General features: G+C 62.4%; 20 protein-coding genes and 1 tRNA gene. 11 read left to right on the top strand and 10 right to left on the bottom strand.

Translation table 11 applies throughout. The annotated features are described in order from the left end of the window. Positions 1–3: 3 nt before the first annotated feature. A complete protein-coding gene (locus tag Q1A85_RS14315) occupies positions 4–1,035 on the bottom strand; it encodes a branched-chain amino acid ABC transporter permease (RefSeq protein WP_299690615.1) in 1,032 nt (343 codons plus the stop codon). A 97-nt stretch (positions 1,036–1,132) separates the two neighbouring features. Further along, positions 1,133–2,470, bottom strand: coding sequence for a substrate-binding protein (locus tag Q1A85_RS14310; RefSeq protein ID WP_299690613.1), 1,338 nt, complete (start codon positions 2,468–2,470; stop codon positions 1,133–1,135). Between the two features lie 245 nt (positions 2,471–2,715). Here Q1A85_RS14310 and Q1A85_RS14305 point away from each other — a divergent pair, with 245 nt between their 5' ends. The 5 genes from Q1A85_RS14305 (at position 2,716) to Q1A85_RS14285 (ending at position 8,767) form a co-directional block, all read left to right on the top strand. Beyond that, entirely contained in the window at positions 2,716–4,014 is a 1,299-nt protein-coding gene (locus Q1A85_RS14305; protein ID WP_299690610.1) for a helix-turn-helix domain-containing protein, read from the top strand. 84 nt (positions 4,015–4,098) lie between these two features. Beyond that, a complete protein-coding gene (locus Q1A85_RS14300) occupies positions 4,099–4,473 on the top strand; it encodes a response regulator (RefSeq protein WP_299690607.1) in 375 nt (124 codons plus the stop codon). Continuing rightward, a complete protein-coding gene (locus Q1A85_RS14295; RefSeq protein WP_299690604.1) occupies positions 4,470–4,772 on the top strand; it encodes a hypothetical protein in 303 nt (100 codons plus the stop codon). Before Q1A85_RS14300 ends, Q1A85_RS14295 begins: the two co-directional genes overlap by 4 nt. Next, positions 4,769–7,453, top strand: coding sequence for a sensor histidine kinase (locus Q1A85_RS14290; RefSeq protein WP_299690600.1), 2,685 nt, complete (start codon positions 4,769–4,771; stop codon positions 7,451–7,453). Before Q1A85_RS14295 ends, Q1A85_RS14290 begins: the two co-directional genes overlap by 4 nt. Positions 7,454–7,543: 90 nt before the next feature. After that, the gene (locus tag Q1A85_RS14285) at positions 7,544–8,767 is read left to right on the top strand and encodes a FliM/FliN family flagellar motor C-terminal domain-containing protein (protein WP_299690597.1); all 1,224 of its coding nucleotides are present in this window, start codon (positions 7,544–7,546) and stop codon (positions 8,765–8,767) included. A gap of 5 nt (positions 8,768–8,772) precedes the next feature. Here the strand turns inward: Q1A85_RS14285 and Q1A85_RS14280 are convergent, their stop codons facing one another. From Q1A85_RS14280 to Q1A85_RS14265, 4 genes are read right to left on the bottom strand one after another with little or no spacing between them, the layout of a single operon-like run. Continuing rightward, on the bottom strand, positions 8,773–9,198 hold the full coding sequence (locus tag Q1A85_RS14280) for a TIGR01244 family sulfur transferase (RefSeq protein ID WP_299690594.1): 426 nt from the start codon (positions 9,196–9,198) through the stop codon (positions 8,773–8,775). 10 nt (positions 9,199–9,208) lie between these two features. After that, positions 9,209–9,640, bottom strand: coding sequence for a DUF6691 family protein (locus Q1A85_RS14275; RefSeq protein ID WP_299690591.1), 432 nt, complete (start codon positions 9,638–9,640; stop codon positions 9,209–9,211). Further along, positions 9,640–10,059, bottom strand: coding sequence for a YeeE/YedE thiosulfate transporter family protein (locus Q1A85_RS14270; RefSeq protein ID WP_299690588.1), 420 nt, complete (start codon positions 10,057–10,059; stop codon positions 9,640–9,642). Before Q1A85_RS14270 ends, Q1A85_RS14275 begins: the two co-directional genes overlap by 1 nt. Positions 10,060–10,063: 4 nt before the next feature. Continuing rightward, a complete protein-coding gene (locus tag Q1A85_RS14265; protein WP_299690585.1) occupies positions 10,064–10,306 on the bottom strand; it encodes a hypothetical protein in 243 nt (80 codons plus the stop codon). Positions 10,307–10,412: 106 nt separating this feature from the next. On the opposite strand from Q1A85_RS14265, the gene Q1A85_RS14260 reads away from it, so the two are divergent. Continuing rightward, positions 10,413–10,676, top strand: coding sequence for a DUF2312 domain-containing protein (locus Q1A85_RS14260; RefSeq protein WP_299690582.1), 264 nt, complete (start codon positions 10,413–10,415; stop codon positions 10,674–10,676). Positions 10,677–10,683: 7 nt separating this feature from the next. Here the strand turns inward: Q1A85_RS14260 and Q1A85_RS14255 are convergent, their stop codons facing one another. Then, complete coding sequence (locus Q1A85_RS14255) at positions 10,684–11,157, bottom strand: helix-turn-helix domain-containing protein (protein ID WP_299690579.1); 474 nt, start codon at positions 11,155–11,157, stop codon at positions 10,684–10,686. A 51-nt stretch (positions 11,158–11,208) separates the two neighbouring features. Here Q1A85_RS14255 and Q1A85_RS14250 point away from each other — a divergent pair, with 51 nt between their 5' ends. Further along, positions 11,209–11,637: a GFA family protein gene (locus Q1A85_RS14250; RefSeq protein ID WP_366140592.1), complete on the top strand. Its 429-nt coding sequence runs from the start codon at positions 11,209–11,211 to the stop codon at positions 11,635–11,637. On the opposite strand, the gene Q1A85_RS14245 is transcribed toward Q1A85_RS14250, so the two are convergent. Beyond that, positions 11,624–12,499 (bottom strand): hypothetical protein, encoded by an 876-nt coding sequence (locus tag Q1A85_RS14245; RefSeq protein WP_299690573.1) that lies wholly within the window; start codon positions 12,497–12,499, stop codon positions 11,624–11,626. The genes Q1A85_RS14250 and Q1A85_RS14245 overlap by 14 nt on opposite strands. A 131-nt stretch (positions 12,500–12,630) precedes the next feature. Here Q1A85_RS14245 and Q1A85_RS14240 point away from each other — a divergent pair. The 4 genes from Q1A85_RS14240 (at position 12,631) to Q1A85_RS14225 (ending at position 16,057) form a co-directional block, all read left to right on the top strand. After that, positions 12,631–12,706, top strand: a tRNA-Thr gene (locus tag Q1A85_RS14240). 350 nt (positions 12,707–13,056) lie between these two features. After that, positions 13,057–13,971, top strand: coding sequence for an MBL fold metallo-hydrolase (locus Q1A85_RS14235; protein ID WP_299690566.1), 915 nt, complete (start codon positions 13,057–13,059; stop codon positions 13,969–13,971). Then, complete coding sequence (locus Q1A85_RS14230; protein WP_299690561.1) at positions 13,968–14,912, top strand: MBL fold metallo-hydrolase; 945 nt, start codon at positions 13,968–13,970, stop codon at positions 14,910–14,912. Before Q1A85_RS14235 ends, Q1A85_RS14230 begins: the two co-directional genes overlap by 4 nt. Before the next feature lie 86 nt (positions 14,913–14,998). Further along, positions 14,999–16,057, top strand: coding sequence for a YeeE/YedE family protein (locus tag Q1A85_RS14225; protein ID WP_299690559.1), 1,059 nt, complete (start codon positions 14,999–15,001; stop codon positions 16,055–16,057). A 7-nt stretch (positions 16,058–16,064) separates the two neighbouring features. Here Q1A85_RS14225 and hemA read toward each other — a convergent pair whose 3' ends face one another. Both hemA and Q1A85_RS14215 read right to left on the bottom strand, forming a co-directional pair. Next, positions 16,065–17,282: a 5-aminolevulinate synthase gene (gene hemA, locus Q1A85_RS14220; RefSeq protein ID WP_299690553.1), complete on the bottom strand. Its 1,218-nt coding sequence runs from the start codon at positions 17,280–17,282 to the stop codon at positions 16,065–16,067. Next, the gene (locus Q1A85_RS14215; RefSeq protein ID WP_299690550.1) at positions 17,282–17,713 is read right to left on the bottom strand and encodes a DUF302 domain-containing protein; all 432 of its coding nucleotides are present in this window, start codon (positions 17,711–17,713) and stop codon (positions 17,282–17,284) included. The genes hemA and Q1A85_RS14215 overlap by 1 nt, the downstream gene beginning before the upstream one ends. Positions 17,714–17,777 lie beyond the last annotated feature (64 nt).

The raw sequence follows: 17,777 nt of genomic DNA, 5'->3' as shown, positions 1-17,777 counted from the left end.
GGCTTAGTCCTCCATCACGCCCTTGCGGCCCATAAGGCCCCGAGGACGGGTCAGCAGAATGATGATTGCGACAAGGTAGATGATGATCTGGTTCAGGCCCGGCAGGATCGCCAGCACCTCGCGCATCGACGCAAAGCTTTCCAGAATGCCCAGAACAAACCCCGCCAGAACAGCACCGGGAAGGGACCCCATGCCGCCCACAACCACCACCACAAAGCTCAGCACGAGGAAGTCCATGCCCATGTGGTAGTTGGGTGAGTTGATCGGCGTGTACATCACACCCGCCAGCCCCGCGACCGCAGCCGCGATGCCGAACATGAGCGTGAATCGCTTGTCAATGTTGATGCCCAACAGTTGCACGGTCTCGCGGTCCGCCATGCCAGCGCGGACCACCATCCCGAAGGTGGTGAACTGCAAGAACGCAAAGACGGCACCGATGATGATCGCGGCAAAGGCAAAGTAGATGATACGCCAGTAGGGGTAGATGATCTGGTTGGCTTCAAAGCCCAGCATGGTTCCAAAATCGAACGATCCGACAAATGCCGACGGCGCAGGCGTCGGGATCGGATTGGCGCCATAGTAATACTTGATGATTTCCTGAAGCACGATCGCGAGGCCAAAGGTCACAAGGATTTGGTCCGCGTGGGGGCGCTTGTAAAAATGCTTGATCAGCCCGCGCTCCATCAGCACGCCGATGGCCACCATGACCGGGATGGCGAACAGGATCGATAGCGGGACGGCCCAATCTATGATCACATCGCCCGTGGCCTGTCCGAACCAGTCGTAGACATAAGGCACTTCGACCTTGAGCGGGTTGCCGAGAAAGTCCTTTTGCGTCTCATCCACGATGGTGTGGCTGAGGGTGAGGATGCGGCTGAGGGTGACAGCACAGAACGCACCGATCATGAACAGCGCCCCGTGGGCGAAATTGACGACGCCCAACGTGCCGAAGATCAGGGTCAGGCCCAACGCGATCAGCGCGTAGGCCGAGCCTTTGTCGAGGCCGTTCAAGACTTGCAGGATGATGGCTTCCATCGGTCGGACCTTTGGTTGGAATGAGAGAGAGCAGGCCGGTTGTCACAGCCTGTGGGTAGGGTGGGCAATCTGCCCACCCTGATCTTGTCCAAGAGCCTTAGGCGCCGGGGTTGCAGGTGCCCAGCTCGCCGCCAAAGATGGAGGCGTCGTAGGTGACCTGGCTTGTCGGCGTGACTTCCACGATCTCGAGAAGGTCGAAATCCGAAGTCGGGTTCTCTTTCCCTTTCACGACCAGCACGTCCTTAAAGCACTGGTGGTCTTCGGCGCGGTAGAGGGTCGGGCCATTGCCCATGCCGTCGAATTCGAAGTCCTCAAGGGCTTCGGCCACCGCGCAAGGGTTGAACGACCCGGCGCGTTCCACGGCGTCCGCGTACAGCATCGCCTGAACGTAGCAGGTGTGTGCCGCCTGGCTGGGCGGGAAGCCGTATTTGGTGCCGAAGGATTGCACGAACGCTTTGGAGCCTTCGTCTTGCAGCGACCAGTGCCAGTTGGTGGACCCAAAGATGCCCTTCACGTTGGCACCCGCACCCTTCGCCATCAGGCGCGAGTAGAGCGGAACAACGATTTCGAAGTTCTTGTTGTTCACCAGCTTGTCGCGCAGGCCGAACTGAACCGCGTTGGTCAGCGAGTTCACCATGTTGCCGCCGTAGTGGTTCAGAACCAGCACGTCCGCACCCGATTGCAGAACCGGCGCGATATAGGACGAGAAGTCGGTCTGTGTCAGCGGTGTTTTCACCGCGGCCACGGTTTCCCAGCCAATCGCTTCGGTCGAGGTCCGCACCGCTTCTTCTGTGGTGTAGCCCCAGTTGTAGTCAGCGGTCAGGTGGTACGCCTTGCGGTCGGTGCCGTAGTTTGCACCAAGGATCGGCGCGAGCGCCGCACCGGACATGTAGGAGTTGAAGAAGTGGCGGAAGCCATTGGCCTTCTTGTCCTTGCCCGTGGTGTCGTTGGAGTGGGTCAGACCCGCCATGAAGATAACGCCAGCCTCTTGGCAGAGCGCCTGCACGGCCACAGCCACACCCGAGGACGAACCGCCCGTGATCATCACGGCGCCGTCTTTTTCGATCATCGACCGGGCCGATGCGCGTGCCGCGTCCGATTTGGTCTGTGTATCACCTGTGACGTATTCGACTTTCTTGCCCAGGATGCCGTTGCCTTGCAGGGCTTTGGACGAGAACGTGTTCATCAGGCCGCCGTCGCCACCACCGTTCAGGTGCTCGACCGCCAGTTCATAGGCGCGCAGTTCGTCCGCACCTTCGTCAGCGTAGGGACCGGTCTGGGGTACGTTGAAGCCCAGTGTCACTGTGCTCCCGGTGGGTGCGTTGGTAAATCCTGCGTGGCTTGCCGCCGGCAGATAAGTCGGCAGAGCGAGGCCCGCACCGGCAGCTGCGCCGGTTGTGAGCACGCCGCGACGCGACAGAGTCATTTTGGACATGAAAATCCTCCCGTTTCGTTTGAACGGTGCGGCGCGGGCTCCTCCACCCACGACGCACGGCACACATTGGTGCAAAGACGTTATGGCGCGAAGACAGAAAACTGCGCAATAAACCCCTCGTATGGCATGATTATTTTGTAAACATTTGCACAATGCGATGGTATGCATTGTAAAGTTTCTTACGTTGCAGCGCAGAAAGCCACTGAATTGCAACGCAAATCCTTGGGGCAGCACCGGAGGGGCACATGGCGCGCGAGGCACTGGCAGGCACGCGGATCCGCGAGCGTCGCATCATGACCGGACTCAAACAGGCGGATCTGGCGCGCAATTTGGGCATTTCCGCCTCCTACCTCAACCTGATCGAGCACAACCGGCGCAGAATCGGCGGCAAGCTGCTGCTCGACATCGCATCTGCGTTAAGCGTTGACCCATCCGTATTGACCGAAGGAGCCGAAGCCGCGTTGATCGCCACGTTGCGTGAGGCGGCTGCATCCCAGAACATGGGCACATCCGAGGCCGAACGGGTGGATGAATTTGCAGGCCGCTTTCCCGGCTGGGCCGAAGCGCTGGCCGCAGCACACCGCCGTATTGGCACGCTGGAACGCACGGTCGAGACGTTGAGCGACCGATTGGCCTATGACCCAAACCTTGCCGCATCCGTGCATGAGGTCCTGTCGACCGCCGCGTCGATCCGCGCCACCGCGTCGATTTTGGCCGAGGATCCGGATTTGAGCCTTGAATGGCGCGGCAGATTCCACGCCAACCTCGACACTGACAGCCAGCGACTGGCCGACAGTTCCAAGGCGCTGGTGGGCTTTCTCGATGCTGAAACGGGCGAGGCGGCATCGGGCCTGTCCATTCAGGAAGAGGTGGAGGCCTTTTTGGGGGCCAATGATTACCGGTTCGACGGGCTGGACGCGCAGGCCAGTACCGCATCCGACGTGCTGGCCGCCGCACCCGAATTGACCACCGATGCCGCGCGCCGCGTGGCGCGCACCGTGCTCCGCCGCATTGCGGGCGATCAGGCCGCGCTGTCCGACGCGGTTCTGGGTGACGCGGTGGCGCAACATGGTCTTGACCCGATCCGCATTGCCAATGCGTGCGGCGTGCCGGTGGCGCAGGCCATGCGCCGGCTTGCGTTGTTGCAGGACCAAAGTCTGGGTCTGATCGTGGCTGACCGTTCGGGCAGTCTGATCTTTCGCAAGGCGGTGTCAGGCTTTGCGATCCCCCGCCACGGGGCCACGTGCCCACTTTGGCCGGTGTTCGAGGCGCAGGCGCGCCCGGGGGTCGCCATTTGCACACGAGTCGAGATGCTGGGCCGCGGCACCGCTTTGTTCGACTGCTATGCCATTGCCGATGTGGTGGGGCCCGCAACGGCCAATGTGGCACCGCTGACCGAAGCCACGATGCTGATGGTGCCGGTCAGCGCGGATGACCGGACCACGGCGCCGGATCCGCTTCCGCTTGGCCCGTCCTGTCGTATCTGCCCACGGCGCGACTGCCCCGGCCGCCGCGAGCCGTCGATTCTGAGCGAGGGTTTTTGACAGCAGGCGGAAATACGCACATAGTTTCAAAGCGTCACAAGAGGTCAAAGACCCCACGGCGCCATTCGGGGAGGAGGTGCAGGCATGGGCAAGCATGTTCTGCTGGTTGAGGACGAGACCAACATCATCGAAGCGATCCGCTTCCTGCTCAGCCGTGAAGGCTGGCAGGTGGACACGCATAGTGACGGCGCAACGGCCGTCGAGGCGGTGCGGGCCGTGCAGCCCGACCTGTTGATGCTCGACTATATGCTGCCGGGCAAGAGCGGGATGGAGATCCTCAAGGAACTGCGCGCAGACCCGGCATTCACCAAGATGCCGATCCTGATGCTGACCGCGCGCGGTCAGTCACGCGACCGGGACGAGGCCGAGCGGGCGGGTGTCAGCCGGTTCATGACCAAGCCGTTTTCGAATGTCGAGGTGCTGACGGCTGTGCGCGACCTTGTCCAATTGGCCCGATGAAACGTCCGCTGCCGTCGTCTGTCTTTCTTGAAAGGCGCAGCTACCGCCGTCGGCGGATGATGGATGCGGTGCGGCTGTTGCCGATCTTTGCCGCACTCTTGTTTATGCTCCCGCTGTTCTGGCCCACGGCGCCGGATACGCCGGAGGTTCCGGTGTCCATGTCGACCGCCGTGATCTATGTGTTTCTCGTCTGGCTGATGCTGATCTGCGCGGCCTACGGGTTGTGGAGCATCCTGTGGTCGGCGCGCCCGGTTGATGTTCCTGACCCGGACGACAGCGACGACGGAGAGGTCGCGTGACCTCGGTCAACCAACTGGTTGCGGTCAGCCTCGCCTATGTGGCGTTTCTCTTTGCGATTGCGTTTTTTGCGGAGCGTGCGGCGGCACGGGGCCAGGGCGGTTGGTTGCGGTCCCCTTGGGTCTACACGCTGTCGCTGTCGATCTATTGCACCGCTTGGACGTTCTATGGTGCCGTGGGGTATGCGGCGCGGTCCGGGATGGAATTCGTCACGATCTATTTGGGACCGACATTGGTGATGCTGGGCTGGTGGTGGATTCTGCGCAAACTTGTCCGCATCGGACGGGCGCAGCGCGCGACCTCCATCGCAGACCTGATTTCGGCGCGCTACGGGAAATCGAACCTGCTGGCCATTGTTGTGACGCTGATGGCTGTCGTCGGTGTGACACCCTATATTGCGCTGCAATTGCAGTCGGTCACCCTGTCGCTGGGGGCCTTTGCCGGGCCGTCGGACACCGGCGCGCTGACCAATCCGGCCTCCGCGTTCTGGGTCGCGGGGGGGCTGGCGCTGTTCACCGTCCTGTTCGGCACCCGCAAGCTGGATGCAAACGAACGCCACAGCGGCGTGGTGATGGCCATCGCGGTCGAGGCCGTGGTCAAGCTGGTCGCACTGATTGCTGTCGGCGTCTTTGTGGTGTGGGGGATTGCGGGCGGCGTGCAGCCAATGTTGGCAAAGATCGACGCGTCGCCCATTGGTACGTGGCAGATTGACAAGTCGCGCTGGGTTGCCCTGACAGCACTGTCCGCCGTGGCCTTTTTGTGCCTGCCGCGCATGTTTCAGGTACTTGTGGTCGAGAATGATGACGAACGTCACCTGCAAATCGCGGCGTGGGCGTTTCCGGTCTACCTGATGCTGATGAGCCTCTTTGTCGTGCCGATCGCGGTTGTGGGGCTCGATATTTTGCCCGCAGGGTCCAACCCCGATCTGTTCGTTCTGACCATACCGCTGGCCGAGGGGCGCGCAGGGCTGGCCGGTCTCAGCTTTCTCGGCGGGTTTTCATCGGCCACTTCCATGGTGATCGTGGCCACGCTGGCGCTGGCGACGATGGTGTCCAACCATGTGGTCATGCCGGTCTGGCTGAACGCGCAGGGGCGCGAGGGCGCACTGGTGTCGGGGGACGTGCGGAACGTGGTCCTGCTGGCGCGGCGCGCATCCATTCTGATGATCCTCGGGCTGGGCTATCTTTACTATCGATTTTCCGGCGGCGGTGCCGCACTTGCTGCCATTGGGCTGATTTCGTTCACCGGTGTGGCGCAGTTTTTGCCTGCGCTTCTGGGCGGCATCTTTTGGCGCGGAGCGTCGCGTTGGGGGGCGCTGGCCGGTCTGATCATCGGCTTTGTCGTCTGGATATATGCGTCGCTTTTGCCCAGTTTTGGCCCGGATGCAGCGATGTCCGCGCGGCTGCTGGCCGAAGGCCCTTGGGGCGTTGGCTGGCTGCGCCCGCAGGCGCTCTTTGGGATCGAAGGGCTGGACCCGACCGTGCACGCGGTGGTCTGGTCACTGACCCTGAACACCTTTGCGTTTATCATCGGGTCGCTGGTCACGTTTCCGACACCTCTGGAGCGTCTTCAGGGCGCGCAATTTGTCAACGTGTTCGAATTGTCCGGCCAGCCGCGCGAATGGCACGCGGCCATGGCCACGTCTGAGGATCTGATGATCATGGCGCAGCGCATTCTGGGCGCGGACGAGGCGCGCAAGCTCTTTCGAGAAGAGGCGGACCGTCAGGGCATCGCTGGTCACTTGCCCGAACCAAGCCAAGCGTTTCTTCAGCGTCTTGAACGGGAATTGGCAGGTTCGGTCGGGGCGGCCACGGCCCACGCCATGATCTCGCAGCTGGTGGGGGGCGCTTCGGTGTCGGTCGAGGATCTGATGGCGGTGGCCGACGAATCCGCGCAAATCCTCGAATATTCCAGCCAGCTCGAAGCCAAAAGCGCGGAACTGACCCGCACGGCGGGCCAATTGCGCACCGCAAATGACAAGCTGACGGCTCTGTCGGTGCAAAAAGACGCCTTCCTGAGCCAGATCAGCCATGAATTGCGCACCCCGATGACCTCCATCCGCTCATTCTCCGAAATCCTGCGGGACACCGAAGGGATGGGGCAGGTGGAAAAGACCAAATACGCCTCGATCATCCACGGCGAGGCGATTCGCCTGACGCGGCTGCTGGATGATCTGCTGGACCTCAGCGTTTTGGAGAACGGGCAGGTCAACCTGAACGTCGAAACGGGCCGCCTTGAGGATGTGCTGGAAAAGGCGGTGATCACCGCGCAGGCCAGCGGTTCCGGCGCGTTGGCGATCAAGCGGCGGCGGTTGAACGAAGCGGTGTCGCTTAGCACGGATCTGGACCGGCTGGCCCAGGTGTTCATCAATCTGATGACGAACGCAGACAAATATTGTGATGCCGAACACCCGCAGTTGGACGTGTCGGTGGAAAACCGCGACGGAGCCGTGTGCGTCGTGTTTTTTGATAACGGGACGCCAATTGCGACCTCGGAACGCGACCTGATTTTTGAAAAATTCGCGCGCATCGACGGAACGCCCGGTGCAGGCGCTGGCCTGGGTCTTGCCATCTGCCGCGAGATCATGACGCGTTTGGGCGGCGATATCGTGCTGGACCCGACGCAGGACGGCAACCGCTTTGTCGTGATCCTGCCCGCGCAGGCCGCGTTGGCCGCGCAGTAGGTTGCGCCGCTTTTCCGCGCGCCTAAAGCCCTTGGTAACCAATCGGCATTAATCCTGCTCCCACGGACCGGGCCATTCGTAAGAGAGTGTATGGACGATCAAACGCCATCCAATGCGCTGCAACGGCTTGCAAGCGCAGGGCGCGCGCATCATCAGGCGCGTTCAGTCACCTTGCAAAAGGGGATGCGACTTGCGCTTGGGCGGGTCGCAGATTCCGTTCTGGACTTGCCCATGGCGATGATCGGGGCGGTGGTGCAGAACGTGGACGCAGACGCGCTGGGGGATGTGTTCAACGATGACGCGCTGCTGATGCTGCTGGACGGGCCGGCACGTGCCCGCGGGGCGGCGATGTTTGATCAGGCGCTTGTGGGCGGCATCATTCAGCAACAGACCTTGGGGCAGGTGCGTGCCGATGATGGCACCGCACGCCGGATGACGCGCACCGATGCCGCAATGTGCGCCCCGCTGATCGACAATCTGCTGGATGCCGTGGCCCCCACACTGGACGTTGCAGAAGAGCGGATGTTGATCGAAGGGTTCCGGTTCGGAACGCGGGCCGAGGATACGCGCGGCATGATGCTGGCGCTCGAGGCGACGGAATATTGCGTGCTGCGCCTGACCGTGGATGTGGCGCAGGGCACGCGGCAGGGGGAGATAGTCCTTGTCTTTCCACGGCCCGATGTTGACGCGCATGGCCATGACGATGATCTGCTTGACCCGGATGAGGCGGCTCCGCCTGCGCCGCAGATGGCGGACGCGATCATGGGGGTTGAGACCCGGCTTGAAATGGTGGTGTGCGAGATCGAGATGTCGCTGGAGGCTGTGCGCGGGATGCGACCGGGTGACGTGCTGCCGATGCCGCCGCGTTCTTTCCCGCAGGTGAAAATGACAACGGCAACCGGGCGCGTTGTGGGACGGGGCACCGTGGGGCATGTGGACGGCGTGCGGGCGGTCAAACCAATACGCAAACCGAACTACGCGTCGCAGCCGATGCGACGGGAATCCGACGCCAAGGAATTGGACCTGCCCAAGGTGGAACTGCCTGAACGCTCGGCGGCGCCTGTGCCCGACCTGCCCGCGGTTGTGGGGACGGCCATCCCGGAACCGGATGCGTTGATGGACCTGTCAGATGCACCGGAAGTGTCGGCGTCTTTGGGGGCTGACGCGCAGGTTCTCGACATTGGTGATGCTGCGGCCAGCCCGGCGGGACCCGTGGATATTGACCTGCCGGACCTCGACGACCTGCCCGATCTGGCGGACTTGCCGGACCTTGCCGATTTGCCGGAACTGGCGCCGATCAAGGCAGCGGGGTAGGGGCCTTAGCTGGCCGCGATGGCATCCAGCGTCGGACGGATATTGTCAAGGTTGTAGCCCCCCGCACGCGCGGCGTTCAGAACTGCGTCCACGCCCATTTCCTTGGCATGACCCAGCGTCCAAACCACGGTTGACCGGGTCCCGGACGCACAATAGGCAAGCACCGGACCCGCCGACGCCGCGATCAGCGCGGCTTGCTGCTGGGCGACGTCCGGTGTCATGGTTGCGTGGGTCAGCGGCAACCTGTGAAACGTCAGGCCCGCCGCCAGTGCGGCGGCCTCCAATGCGTCGGCCTGAAAGGCCGGCGGCACCTCGATATCGGGGCGATTGCAGATGACGGTTGTGATTCCCGCGGCAGCGACCTCGGGCAGGTCTGCCGGGTCAAGCTGCGGGGCTACGAAATAGTCGGGTGTGATCTGGCGGATATCCATGGCACCGGGTTTATGTCCCGGCGGCGCGCCTGTCCAGCGCACGGCGCAACGGCGGTGTGGCCCCCATGCCCGCGAGCATCGCAGCCAGAAACACCAGACCGGGCCAGCCCCCATAGCTGAGCGAGGCCAGCGCAGGACCGGGGCAGAGCCCCACTAGCCCCCATCCCACACCAAACAGAACCGATCCCGCAATCAGCGGTCGCGAGATCTCGCTGCTGGGCGGCGGCGGAAAGGCCGGACCGGCCACCGGCGTGCCCCGACGGGCAAAACGCCATGCGACAAACATAGGCAGCATTGCTCCACCCATGACAAAGGCCAGCGTCGGGTCCCACGCCCCTGCAAAATCCAGAAATCCACGCACGCGCGCCGTGTTGGTCATGCCCGACACATGCAGGCCCGCGCCAAACAGCGCACCGCTCAGCACGGCGAATACTGCGCGCATCACAGGCCCAGCCCCACGCGCAGCGCGGTTACAGTCAGCGCGCCTGCGCCGATATAGGCCAGCGTGGCGGCAAAGCCACGCACGGACAGACGCGACATGCCGCACACCCCATGGCCAGAGGTGCAGCCATTTGCAAATCGCGTGCCGATCCCGACCGCCAGACCACCAAGAACCAACAGCCAAAGCTGGGTGGTTGCCTGCGTATAAACCGCCCAGCCCAGACCCGTCAGCATGGCAGGCGTCCCGATCAGACCGATCAAAAAGGCTATCGTTGTGCCACGGTCCTGGCCGGTGCCGTCGATCAGGCCGCCGACGATGCCGCTGGCCCCCATGATCCGACCTGTGCCCAGCAACAGAACCGCCCCGGCGCAGCCAATCATCAGCCCGCCAATCAATCCGTAAACCCAGGACATCTCCATCACGTCACCCCATGAACACGCCAAGCACAACCAGCATAAGCCCCAGCACCGATATGAATAGCGCCCCAAGGTTGCGGGGCAGGACGCTGGCCATGACGGCACGCATCTCTTCGTCGGGCAACTTGGCACGGCGCGCGCGCCACACGGTGCTGATACACCAAATCAGGCCAAGCAGACCCAGAACGGCAAAGCCTGCTCCGGACCAGATCAGGATCTCGAAAACGGGGGCGCGGGTTGTCTGTTCCATGACCCGAGGGCTAGCGCAGCGCAGGACGGGATACAAGCCGCACGCCCCCTTGCACGGGCGCGGCCCCCCCGCTATCCAGCGGTTTCAGTCAGGACACGAGGCCCACATGACCGACACCGCCACCAATGCCGAAAGCTACCGCGTCACCGCAGATGAACTGCGCCAGTTCATCGAACGTCTTGAGCGTCTGGAGGCGGAGAAAAAGGACATCGCTGACCAACAAAAAGAGGTGATGGCCGAGGCCAAGGGGCGGGGCTATGACACCAAAGTCATGCGCAAGGTCATTGCCCTGCGCAAGCGCGACAGCGACGACATCGCCGAAGAAGAAGCCGTGCTGGAAATGTACAAAGAAGCGCTGGGAATGCGCTAGGCACCGGTCAGCCGGTGCGACCTTGCACCGGCCTGTAGCGCAGGCGTCGTAGCGGCAGCGCGGCATCCTCTGGCGTCAGCGCCACGCGCAACGGTGCGCCGGTGCGCCTGTCAGTCAGCGCCAATGCGCTTTCACCGTCTTTCAGATGTGTGTCCCCCCAATGCATCAGGGCAAGGATGACGGGCACCAGCCCGCGCCCCTTGCGCGTCAAAACATAGGCGTGGCGTGTTCGCGCCGTGCCATCCCGGTAGGGCTGCTTGTCCGCGAGGCCTTGATCCACCAGCGCCGCGAGCCGCGCAGACAGGACCGATTTTGGAATGCCGATGTCGTCCTGAATGTCAGCAAACCGCCCAACGCCATACATCAGGTGTCGCAGGATCAACCAAGTCCACCGGTCTGGCACCACATCGAGCGCGCGCGCCGCGCCGCAATCCTCCAGAGCGACCGGCGCTTTGCGCGGCAGATTATCAGGGTTTGACAAATGAACTCAGCCTTGATTATGTGTTGGTACGTTTTCCGAACCTAGATCAAGATGATGTCTGAAACCACCAAGAATCTCGCTGCTGGCGGATGCTATTGCGGTGCCCTGCGCTACACGGCGCAATTGGACGGGCCCGTGGCCGGTCAGTGCCATTGTCGTGCGTGTCAACACATCGCGGGCGGAGGCCCGCAATACTTCCATCTCGTCTCTCCCACAGGGTTCCAATGGCACCGGGGGCAACCGGCGCAGTTCCGGCACCCGTTGCCAGACACGCCGGTGACACGCTCTTTTTGTGGCACATGCGGCACCCATATCCTGACGCAGCGCAGCGATCAGACGGCGTTGGTTCTCAAGGTGGGGACGCTTGACGACCCGTCAGGTTTTGTGCCGCGCGTGGCGATCTGTTTTGACGAAGCGCAGCCCTTTCATACAATCGCAGACGGTCTGCCGACCTTTGACGGGATTCCTAGGGCGAAATGACCGTCACACCCGGGATGCGCGACACCGCCAGTACATCCTCTTCATAGATGTCGGTCATGGTGTCGATCACCTCTTCGGTCCAGCCGGGGGCATTCAATTCTTCCTCGATCTCTTCCTCGATCGCAAATTTGTCGAGGAACGCCGCAATCACGCGCCGTTTTTGCACCTCGCTCATGCCCGCGTGCGATTTGAGGTAGGTGCGGAACCGTTGCATCCCTTCGGCAGTCATGATGTCGGCCAGCAAGTCAAAACCGCCGATGATCTTTTCGCCATGTTCCAGCCCGCCCATTTCGCGGATGATTTGCGCCCAGATCAGCGGCATATCCTCAAAGCACCACGTGGTGATCGGGATGTCGGGGGCTGCGGCGCGGATCTCGGAAAACGTCTCGGACCAGCGAATGCTGTAGGGGTCGCGTGCCCGCAGAAAGGTATGCATGTCCTCCTGCGGCGCCTGAGTGAACAGGGCAGGCAGGAACGTGGCCGGGTTCCGCATGGCAAAGAAGAGCTCAATGTCGTCATGCGGAAACAGCGACGCGATCTGCACCATGCGTTCCGGGGCAAGACAATACATCAACCCATCGCGGACAATGGCGCGGGGCGCGCCAAAGAGAAACATGTGGCTTAGGATCACCCGGTCGGCCGATTCGTCGTCGAGGATCACATCCAGCAGAACATCCCGCGCATCCGCAGAAGGTGGCGCATCAATCATTGCGGCAAGCGTGTCACGCAACAACGCCCGATATTTGCCCGGACCGGGCACCGCGACCCCCCGTTTGGAGAAGTCACCCTTGTTGTTGAGAAGGCACCGCAACAGGCGATCTTCTTCGGTGAAATGGGCGCCTGCGTGTATGACCAGTTGCATCGGGGCGGTTGTGCCTTGCCGTCAAGTGTTGGCCTGAACGTATAGCCGAAAATTCACCGGATAAAACCTCTGAACCGGTGCGAAATCCATCTTGCACCCGGTGACAACTACAATTAAACGTCACCGCCGACGCCCCTATAGCTCAGCTGGTAGAGCAACTGATTTGTAATCAGTAGGTCCGCGGTTCGAGTCCGTGTGGGGGCACCATTTCATCCCATTTGTATCTGGTTTCCAACGAACGCCCAGACCCATGGGACGTTTGTCCGAACTCTGGGTCTGCGCAGACAGCGTGACACAAAGCGCCGGCATGGTCAGTCTCATTTCGGCTCCAAACCGTCCAGACGCGCGTTCCCACTAGGGGTTTGCACCCCTTTGACACCGCGACACTATTCCCGTGTGGAGATTTACTGATCCTCGGATCGCAACCACACGCGCGCACCACTTTGGTTGGGTTGGATCAGTCTCTGCTGGGTTCTCAACGCGTTCTTTTGGGATAGCGCTTGCCTCAGTGCTGAAATTCGTACACATTCGTATATGAGAATTTAAGGGGGCGTGCCATGGACTTCAGCCGACGATCTTTCCTTGCGCGGGGTGGGGCGTTTTCCGCGGCGGCCACGGCACTGGCCCCACGCGTTTTGCAGGCCAGTGTCGGGTCCGGGACACTGACGACGGTCAGCGATGGCAGCCTGTTGCTGCCGGGCAGTTTCATCTTTGAACCCATGCCCGCCGGGGAGCTCCAGCCGATCCTCACCGAATTCGGGTTGTCGTGGGACCGGCTGACACCGGAATGCAATCTCGCGCTTTATCAGGACGGCGACCGGACGGTGCTGTTCGACGTGGGGTCCGGGCCGGATTTCATGCCATCGGCGGGCACAATTGTCGACAGCCTCGCGGCGGTCGGACTGGCACCCGAGGATATCACCCATGTCGTGTTCACCCATGCCCATCCCGATCACATATGGGGTTTGCTGGACGACTTTGACGAGCCGCTGTTTTACGAGGCGACGTATATGATGGGCCGAGCCGAATGGGACTATTGGTGGGACCCGGACACCGTGAATACCATTGGTGAGGCGCGCGCTGCCTTTGCCGTCGGGGCCAAACGCCGGATGGAGGCGATTGCGGACAGCGTTGTGCTGTTTGAGGACGGACAAGAGGTCCTGCCGGGCATTGCAGCGGTTTCCACGCCCGGACACACACCGGGACATATGAGTTTCGAAATCCGCGACGGATCGCAAAGCGCGCTGGTGCTTGGGGACGCCATTGGCAATCATCATGTGGCGTTCCGCAAGCCGGAGTGGATCAGCGGGTCAGATCAGGACGGCGGGATGGCCGCCGATACCCGCAGAATGCTGTTTGACCGGATCACCTCCGAACAGATGCAGATTGTGGGCTTTCACCTGCCGGGCGGGGGCATGGGCCGGGTTGACCGGGCAGCGGAGGGGTTCGTGTTTGTACCGGGTGCGGCATGAGGCGGCTGCTGGCCGTCTTGGCGCTGTGTGCGGCCCCTGCGGGGGCCAGTGAGGACATTGCGGACCAGTATCCGGGTTCGGTGCTCTATTCCAAACCGGTGGAGGTGATCCCGCATGTCTGGTCCGCTATCGGGGCCACAGCACCGCCCACCTATGAAAACAGCGGCCACAACAACAACCTCAGCTTTATCGTCACAGGCGACGGTGTGATCGTCATCAACGGCGGTGCCGCCTACCTGCTGGCCAAGGCGCTGCATGACGAAATCAAGGCCATCACCGACCAGCCCGTCCGGCTCGTGATCGACGAAAACGGGCAGGGGCACGCGATGCTTGGCAATTCCTATTGGGCCGAACAGGGCGTGCCGATCCTTGCCCATGTGGACGCCGCCCATGAGATAGAGGAACGCGGCAACCGCATTCTGGAGAACATGAAGCGCTACAACCGGGACAAGGCAGAAGGCACGTTTGTCGCGCCGCCGACGCGCACCTTCGAAGACAAGGAAATCATCGAGATGGGCGATTTCCGGATAGAGGTGCTGCACCTTGGCCCGGCGCACGGTCCCGGCGACACGCAGGTCTGGCTGCCCGAGCAGGGCATGGTGATTGCGGGCGACATGGCGTTTCACGAACGGATGCTGCCGATATTCGAGGACACGATCGTGTTCGACTGGATCGAGACGTGGGACTGTTGCTTTGAGCCGCTGGGTGCCACTTACGTCATTCCCGGTCACGGTCATCCGACCAACATGGCACAGGTGCGCCGCTACACGCGCGACTACCTGATGCACCTGCGGACAGTGGTGGGCGCGCATCTGGACGCGGGCGGTGATCTGGCGGACGCCTACTATGTCGACCAGAGCGCCTTTGCACATCTCGACACGTTCGAAGAACTGGCCACCCGCAACGCGGGCCGCGTCTACGAACAGATGGAGTTCGAATAACCAATCCCGGTTTGCGCTGGGTCAAGGTTCCGGGCAGCGGAACGGTGCAGAACGTGCCCACATGACCAATCATGCGGGCGCGGACGATGGAAACCCTGATAGATCGCTTTGGTGAACTGGCCTTGATGTGCGCTGTTGGCGTGTTGGTTGGGCTGCTCTTTGGGGGTGCTGCACTGCAATCGCGGTTTTGCTTGCGCGCTGCAACGGTCGAACTGGCCGAAGGCCGACCCGGACCGCGCATCGCGGTTTGGCTCGTTGCGTTTTGCGCGGCGCTGCTGGCGGTGCAGGGCGCGGGCCTGCTGGGGGTGCTGGACACAAGTGGGGCGCGACAGCTTGCTGCCACGGGCAGCCTGTCGGGGGCCATTATCGGCGGGATGATGTTCGGGGTGGGTATGATCCTCGCGCGTGGATGCGTCAGCCGTTTGCTGGTGTTGTCGGCGACGGGCAACCTGCGCGCCATCATCACCGGGTTGGTCGTCACCATCGTGGCTCAAGCGTCGCTGAGCGGCGCGCTGGCTCCGGCGCGCGAGGCGCTGGCGCTGCTGTGGACCGTGCCGGGCGGAGACGGGCGCAGCCTGCTCGCGGTACTGAACATCCGGGCGTCCCTTGTCGCGGGTACCGCCGCTGTTGTGCTGCTCGGGGCACTGGCCTTTGGCATAAAGCAGCGTGTGCCGGTTGCGGATCTCGTGGCTGCGGCGCTGGTCGGCCTTGCGGTCTTTGCCGGGTGGTACGGGACCTTTGCCGTTGCGCAGGCGTCTTTCGAGGTTGTGCCGGTGCAATCCGTCACCTTCACAGGCCCTTCAACCGACACGCTTATGGCGCTGGTCAGTGCACCGAACCTCGTGGCCGGTTTTGGATTGGGCCTTGTTGCCGGTGTCTTTTGCGGTGCGCTGGCTGGGGCGGTGATCCGACGCGAGGCGCGCGTCCAGCGGTTCGATGCGGATACCCCGATGGAACGCTATCTGGTCGGTGGGGTGCTCATGGGGTTTGGCAGTATGCTCGCCGGAGGCTGTGCCGTTGGCGCGGGCATGGCTGGCGGGTCCATCATGGCGCTGACCGCGTGGCTTGCGGTGTTCTGCATGTGGATCGGCGCGATGGTCACGCACCGGCTGATGTCCGGGGCAGGCGCGGTCGGGCTGGCCTGACCGGGCTCTATTGTGCGGCGACGGGCAGGCGCGACAGCTGGCATTGCGTCCACAGCGTTTCAAGCGCGGCAACCAGCCGGTCCACATCCGCCGCCGTATGCACAGGTGAAGGTGTGATGCGCAGCCGTTCGGTGCCTTTGGGCACGGTCGGGTAGTTGATCGGCTGAATATATATCCCGTGGTCGTGCAGCAGCCTGTCCGAGATGAACTTGCATTTGACCGGGTCGCCCACCATCACCGGGATGATGTGGCTCGGATTGTCGATATGCGGAAGGCCAATGGCATCAAGCCGCGCGCGCACATCGGTCACGCGCGCCTGATGCGCGTTGCGTTCTGTGGCGCTTGATTTCAGATGCCGGATTGATGCCGCAGCACCCGCCGCCACCGCCGGGGGCAGTGCGGTGGTAAAGATGAACCCGCTGGCAAATGAGCGCACAAAGTCACACAGTTCGGCGCTGGCCGCGATATAGCCGCCCATGACGCCAAACGCCTTGCCCAGTGTGCCTTCGATCACCGTCAGCCGGTCCATGAGGCCCTCTCGTTCGGCAATGCCGCCGCCGCGCGGGCCGTAAAGACCGACAGCGTGCACCTCGTCGAGATAGGTCATCGCGTTGTAGCGGTCAGCGAGATCGCAAATCGCGGCTATGGGGGCGATGTCGCCGTCCATGGAATAGACGGATTCAAAGGCGATCAGCTTGGGGGCATCAAGGGGCAGGGCGGCCAGTCGCGCCTCAAGATCGGCAAGGTCGTTGTGCTTCCAGATCACCCGCGCGGCTTTGGAATGCCGGATGCCCTCGATCATCGAGGCGTGGTTCAACGCGTCCGACAGGATGGTCAGCCCCGGAATGCGCGCGCCCAGCGTACCAAGGGCGGCCCAGTTGGACACGTATCCAGAGGTGAACAGCAACGCGGCCTCCTTGCCATGCAAGTCGGCCAGTTCCGCCTCCAGCAACACGTGGTCATGGGTTGTGCCCGATATGTTGCGCGTGCCCCCCGCACCTGCGCCGGTGCGGTCCAGCGCGGTGTGCATCGCGCCAAGCACCGCGGGGTGCTGGCCCATCCCGAGGTAGTCATTGGAACACCAGATCGTGACCTCTCCCGGTCCGTTGTGGCAGGTGGCGGAGGGGAACGCGCCGCGGTGCCGCTCAAGTTCGGCAAAGTCGCGGTAATTCCCGTCGTCGCGCAAACGGTCCAGTTCGGACCGGAAGAAGGTCTGGTAGTTCATCAGTTCTCGACAGCCTCAGCGACAATGCTTTGCAACAGGTCCTCGACCTTGGCCATCTCGCCATCGGGGTAGTCGCGGTAGCCAACCATGACCGCGCCGTCGCGTTCTGCAACAAAGATGCCATAGGGGCAGTGCGCGATGTTCATTGGGTCGGCTTCCATCACCTCGCGAGACAGAACCGCAGAGCAGAATATGAAGATGTCCGCTGCTTCAAAGAGTTTCGTTTCACTGCCCACATCGGACCCGGTGCGGTTGAGCATGTCGCCCACGTGGCTGACATAGTCGATGACCAGCCCCCGGTCGACGATGGCGCTTTCGACGGCAAAGGTGGCGTCGTCAAAGCTGCCGTCAAAGGGCACGACAATGGCATCTTCGGCATGGGCGGCACCGGCAGCAAGGCCGAGAGCGATGGCAAGAATGGTGTGTTTCATCTGATCCTCCTGAACGTAGCCCAGTATCGCCCCAATCCGGGGGCGGGGCGTTGAGATCGATCAA

This window comes from uncultured Tateyamaria sp., assembly GCF_947503385.1.
Lineage (GTDB): Bacteria > Pseudomonadota > Alphaproteobacteria > Rhodobacterales > Rhodobacteraceae > Tateyamaria.
The sequence above is the reverse complement of the archived record's forward strand: the minus strand, read 5'-3'. Positions and strand labels throughout refer to the sequence as shown.

Excerpts from the sequence above, each read along its gene's own strand:
- Q1A85_RS14300 (WP_299690607.1), top strand. The coding sequence starts at position 4,099 with ATGGGCAAGCATGTTCTGCTGGTTGAGGACGAGACCAACATCATCGAA.
- Q1A85_RS14270 (WP_299690588.1), bottom strand. The coding sequence starts at position 10,059 with ATGGAGATGTCCTGGGTTTACGGATTGATTGGCGGGCTGATGATTGGC.
- Q1A85_RS14260 (WP_299690582.1), top strand. The coding sequence starts at position 10,413 with ATGACCGACACCGCCACCAATGCCGAAAGCTACCGCGTCACCGCAGAT.
- Q1A85_RS14230 (WP_299690561.1), top strand. The coding sequence starts at position 13,968 with ATGAGGCGGCTGCTGGCCGTCTTGGCGCTGTGTGCGGCCCCTGCGGGG.
- Q1A85_RS14295 (WP_299690604.1), top strand. The coding sequence starts at position 4,470 with ATGAAACGTCCGCTGCCGTCGTCTGTCTTTCTTGAAAGGCGCAGCTAC.
- Q1A85_RS14285 (WP_299690597.1), top strand. The coding sequence starts at position 7,544 with ATGGACGATCAAACGCCATCCAATGCGCTGCAACGGCTTGCAAGCGCA.
- Q1A85_RS14215 (WP_299690550.1), bottom strand. The coding sequence starts at position 17,713 with ATGAAACACACCATTCTTGCCATCGCTCTCGGCCTTGCTGCCGGTGCC.
- Q1A85_RS14275 (WP_299690591.1), bottom strand. The coding sequence starts at position 9,640 with ATGCGCGCAGTATTCGCCGTGCTGAGCGGTGCGCTGTTTGGCGCGGGC.
- Q1A85_RS14310 (WP_299690613.1), bottom strand. The coding sequence starts at position 2,470 with ATGTCCAAAATGACTCTGTCGCGTCGCGGCGTGCTCACAACCGGCGCA.
- Q1A85_RS14305 (WP_299690610.1), top strand. The coding sequence starts at position 2,716 with ATGGCGCGCGAGGCACTGGCAGGCACGCGGATCCGCGAGCGTCGCATC.
- Q1A85_RS14245 (WP_299690573.1), bottom strand. The coding sequence starts at position 12,499 with ATGCAACTGGTCATACACGCAGGCGCCCATTTCACCGAAGAAGATCGC.
- Q1A85_RS14265 (WP_299690585.1), bottom strand. The coding sequence starts at position 10,306 with ATGGAACAGACAACCCGCGCCCCCGTTTTCGAGATCCTGATCTGGTCC.
- Q1A85_RS14315 (WP_299690615.1), bottom strand. The coding sequence starts at position 1,035 with ATGGAAGCCATCATCCTGCAAGTCTTGAACGGCCTCGACAAAGGCTCG.
- Q1A85_RS14225 (WP_299690559.1), top strand. The coding sequence starts at position 14,999 with ATGGAAACCCTGATAGATCGCTTTGGTGAACTGGCCTTGATGTGCGCT.
- Q1A85_RS14280 (WP_299690594.1), bottom strand. The coding sequence starts at position 9,198 with ATGGATATCCGCCAGATCACACCCGACTATTTCGTAGCCCCGCAGCTT.
- Q1A85_RS14250 (WP_366140592.1), top strand. The coding sequence starts at position 11,209 with ATGATGTCTGAAACCACCAAGAATCTCGCTGCTGGCGGATGCTATTGC.
- hemA (WP_299690553.1), bottom strand. The coding sequence starts at position 17,282 with ATGAACTACCAGACCTTCTTCCGGTCCGAACTGGACCGTTTGCGCGAC.
- Q1A85_RS14235 (WP_299690566.1), top strand. The coding sequence starts at position 13,057 with ATGGACTTCAGCCGACGATCTTTCCTTGCGCGGGGTGGGGCGTTTTCC.